The 4,177-nt window shown below is 58.0% G+C and carries 4 protein-coding genes; 2 read left to right on the forward strand and 2 right to left on the reverse strand.

What is annotated here, in order from left to right; genetic code table 11:
- Positions 1 to 17: 17 nt before the first annotated feature.
- Together OXT71_02525 and OXT71_02530 are read right to left on the reverse strand one after the other, a co-directional pair.
- The gene (locus tag OXT71_02525) at positions 18 to 1,631 is read right to left on the reverse strand and encodes a hypothetical protein (GenBank protein ID MDE2925257.1); all 1,614 of its coding nucleotides are present in this window, start codon (positions 1,629 to 1,631) and stop codon (positions 18 to 20) included.
- A 265-nt stretch (positions 1,632 to 1,896) separates the two neighbouring features.
- A complete protein-coding gene (locus OXT71_02530; protein MDE2925258.1) occupies positions 1,897 to 2,412 on the reverse strand; it encodes a CarD family transcriptional regulator in 516 nt (171 codons plus the stop codon).
- A gap of 414 nt (positions 2,413 to 2,826) precedes the next feature.
- Here OXT71_02530 and OXT71_02535 point away from each other — a divergent pair, with 414 nt between their 5' ends.
- Together OXT71_02535 and OXT71_02540 are read left to right on the forward strand one after the other, a co-directional pair.
- A complete protein-coding gene (locus OXT71_02535) occupies positions 2,827 to 3,300 on the forward strand; it encodes a hypothetical protein (GenBank protein MDE2925259.1) in 474 nt (157 codons plus the stop codon).
- Positions 3,301 to 3,564: 264 nt separating this feature from the next.
- The gene (locus OXT71_02540; protein ID MDE2925260.1) at positions 3,565 to 3,732 is read left to right on the forward strand and encodes a hypothetical protein; all 168 of its coding nucleotides are present in this window, start codon (positions 3,565 to 3,567) and stop codon (positions 3,730 to 3,732) included.
- Positions 3,733 to 4,177: the final 445 nt, after the last annotated feature.

Genomic DNA, 4,177 nt, shown 5'->3' on the forward strand with positions numbered 1-4,177 from the left:
CTCCTCCTTTCACTTCCTTACTTTGGATGTGTCCACGAAAGCGGGTCAACTCCACTCTTAACGTTTCGATCCCGGTCGCGAATGACCCACTGACCATGCCGCTTCCCCGCCACATACGGGCCTTTCTCCATATTGCCGTTCACATCGTGCACAACCCAGTCGCCTTTCTTCTTGCCGTCCACAAGGGACCCTTTCTCGGTCTTGGGTCGTGACCGGCGTGCGACGAACTCTCCATCCACATAGAACTCGTACTTGAATGCGTCCCCGTAACCACTGGGTGCGCGCGTGACCCATTGGCCGTGCTTCTTCCCCTCCGCATAGGGGCCTCTCTCAAGATTTCGGTTCTCGTGGCGAACGACCCATTGCCCGTGCCGATTGCCCTCCACATAGGGGCCTTCCGCGACCCCATTGGTGTAAAGAATGACCCAATGGCCGTCGGCCTTCCCTTCCAAATACAGGCCTCCCCCAACTTTGTTCTTGTAGCGCGTGACCCACTGGCCGTGCGGCTTCCCTTCCAAATACGCACCTTCATGGACCAATCCTGCCGGGGCGCGAACGACCCACTGGCCGTGCCGCTTGCCATCCACGACCGGGCCTTGTCCCGTTCCGGTCCAGAATTTTTGGCCCACGTAAAAGCTCTTCTCGATCCGCCCGTCCATATGGCGAATGACCCATTGGCCATCTGGTTCCCCGTCAGCGTACAGGCCTTCCTGGGTGTGACTGTCCGGGTAGCGCTCGACCCACCGCCCGTGCCGCTTGCCCTCGACGTAGGTTCCTTCATGAACGCGTCCGCTCGCGAAGCGCTCGACCCACCGGCCATGCCGCTTGCCATCCCGATATGGACCCTCATGAACGTCTCCGTCCGGATAGCGCTCGACCCACCGCCCGTGCCGATTCCCCTCAGAATACGGTCCTTCGTGAACGCCACCGTTCGGGTAACGTTCCACCCACGGGCCGTGCCGTCTGCCCCGGACATACGAGCCTTCATGAATATCTCCGTTCGCGAAGCGCTCGACCCAGTACCCATGGCGCTCGGCCTCCACATCGTGGCTTTTCTCGAGAACCGGCGGCTTTATCTGAGGCTTGGCATCCAGATCCCATGTCCATTTGAGCGTTCCCCGCCCCTGGGCCAGACTCTCTGAACACTCGCCGTTCCAGGTCACGGTCCTGTAAGGCTGGTAGTCCGGATCCCAAAGGTGGCATCCCGGCTGATTGGACAACTCCCTCCAACACTCGACTCCTTTCGGCTGCCCGTCGCACGGGATGCGTTCCGCCGGACCCTCGATCACGCGTAACAACGCCCGAGCCTCCGGATAAAACTCGCCGTCTTTGCCGAACGCGGCGAGGTATTGATTCACCGATTTCAAGGCAGCCTGGACCGAGCCGATGGAATACGACACCTGCGCCGATTTGAAGTGGAACTCCACCGGCAAAGTGAGTTCGTGCTGTTGTTGCAGAGCGAGAATCTTCCGGATCGCCTCGGACGCACCGGCAACGTCACGTTTCGCCATCCTCCGATCGGTCTCCGCCAGATACCGTTCCACGAGGATCTGCGGTGGCGTTTGGGCGGCAGCCGGGTTGGCCCCCAACCACAACAGGGAACTGAGTACGCACGGGATCATGGTGCGCATGGGAAGTCTCCGGCTTCGCCCCTTAGCGGGACCAGGTTGGGATGGGGCCGATCATAGCAGCGCGGCGACCGGGAAAGGAATATTTCCGGCCGGAGAACGGAACGGACTCGCCGGCGCAGGGTCTGTCTACAGGCCCGGACCAGCGCCGCACCCAGCACAAATTCAGGCAGAAAAAAGGGAATTTGGGAGCGAATACTTTCCGGTCTGCGATTGCGGGTCGGTGTTTAAGAGGGGGACAAGACTGTCCCCCCTCCTCGGGACGGTTTCAGGAGGGGAGGCTGGGGTTGGCTCCTTCGCAAGCCGAGGAGAGCATCTGCTCCACGTGCTCTGCGACCCCCTCGTCGGGTTCGTCCTGCACCGTGGCGATCTCCGAGACCACGAGCTGGCGGGCCCGATCGAACATCTTCTTCTCGCGGAACGAGAGGGTCTTTTGCAGGTTGAGGCAGTAGAGATTCTTGAGCACCTCGGCCACCTGGAAGATGGAACCCGACTTCATCTTGTTGACGTTTTCCTTGTAGCGGCTCTTCCAATCGGACTCCGGCTTGCCGATCTCGTTTCTCAGAATCTGGAACAGCTCGTCCAACTGCTCCACCGTGCAGAGCTTTCGAAGGCCGACGTGGAGAGCGTTGGCGGTGGGGACCATTACCGTTGAATTGTTGGAGGTGAGCTTCAACATGTAGAATTCCGCCTGTTGCCCGGCGATCCGAGTCTCCATCACCTTCTGGATCACCCCGACTCCCTGATTCGGATAGACAACTTTCTCTCCGACCTTGAATTCCATTAGCGCCTCCGCGATCGCGGTGTGGGCACCGCTACGTTCCAAGCCGTCCAAAGGACGACACGTTCAAGACTGAAGCCGGAAGAGCCGAACAAAAGACCCGTCGAGATCGCCCAGATGGAATAACAGCTTCATTCTAGGGTAGCTTCTGGCCAAAAGTCAAAAAAACCATCCTGCTCCCCTTTTAAGTGAAACGGAGCTGAGGAGACAGTCGGGTGGGTTTCCTCACGGGGGGAAGTGATTTATTCGCAGCGACTTAGACCACCAAAGAGAAACGAGTGGTGGCGAAAGATAGGACGGTCCCCATTGTTCCGGGTGGGGGATCCGATTCTAGTGTCAACGCCTGCGTTTACTATGGAGAACCATGACGAGCACAGCGAGTGTGCCAGAAATCAGTTAGCGATGAGGATGGAGTGAATGGGTGAGACTTTGATTCGGGTGGGCGAGATTCTGTTGGGACTTGTCAGCTTCACAGCCCTGAGTACTCTGTGGGAATGGTGTCGCACCACGAAACGGCTAAGAGAGCATGTGAGGAGTTACGTAAAGGCGGTGGAATTCAAATGGAAAAACCAAACAGAGGAATTCGCTACCATGCACAGGATCCGGGCGTACGAAGTTCTGTTGAGGCGAGTTCAAGCCCTCCAGCCCAGGACGCCGTTTGCGTACAGGCGAATGGAGGAAGTGCGAGACGCTTTGGAGTTCCTCCACATGGCAACCCCGGTTTTCCAGGGCAAACACTTGCCGCTAGCTAGAATTGGAGAATTCCCAATCAAGCATGTAGACAGCACATCACGCCCGAAACTTAGTTCCGAAGCCTGGGTGAGGCAAAAGATTCTCGAGAGACTGAGAGCGATCACATGGCTTAAATTGGAGGAGCCTGATGATCAGTAGAACGTTCTCGTGAGCCGACCGGGCACATGGTAGGCCCACTAAAAGAGAAAAACCCCGCGCCGCCAAGTCGGTGCACCAGAGCCGTGTCCGGTCAAAAGCAGTGTCCGGTGAAACTCACTATCCACGCCCATTCGCTTCAACTCTGCCGACACCAGATCAAACATCGGGGCCGCCGTCGTCTGGACGAACAGCCGGCAACTCTAACGAAGGGAAGTCGCCGCCCCCTCACCAAAAAAGGAGCCGGGAAGCCCTACCGCAGCGAAGATGAACAAGGCCGACTTCCACCACGTCTCCACGGTGGCCACGTCCGGTTTAGGTCCCAAGAGCCGAAAGTTCCAGGATTGGCGATGTTGGGGCAACTCATGGGGCAAGCCCATCTTGCCCTGCTCCACCAGCAACGTCTTGCTTTTGAGTCCCCTGATGGCGGACTGAACATCATTACGCCGCTTCGGTTCCGTGACGGCGGTCCGTCGTACTGGTTGGTAATCAGACCGACGACGACCGGGCTCGACGTGACTTCCGCCTCCCTTATCCAGCCGGTCCAGGCAACTGAATGCCCGACGACCGTGCAGGAAAACGGTTTCTCCGCGTCCCGTTTGGTCCGTTTTCGACCAAGGGATGAACAGGACCTTCCGCGCCGGGAAAATGCGGGTCTACGGAGTCTAGGATGTGCTCCACGTGGATCACAACCTCCTCTGACATCCCAGAGTCCCGCGTAGTAAAGGCAGGAGATCAATGCCGCATCGCTTAGTCCCCGAAATGTCCCGGCCTCACTACACTTCCGGATGATCTTCTTCACCTGATCATGTGTCAGAGGTCGTGCTAGCCCAAGTTTACCGTGTTGGATGAGAGATCTCATCTAAGTTATTTCTTTGCA

This window comes from Acidobacteriota bacterium (assembly GCA_028874215.1).
Classification (GTDB): Bacteria; Acidobacteriota; UBA6911; order RPQK01; family JAJDTT01; genus JAJDTT01.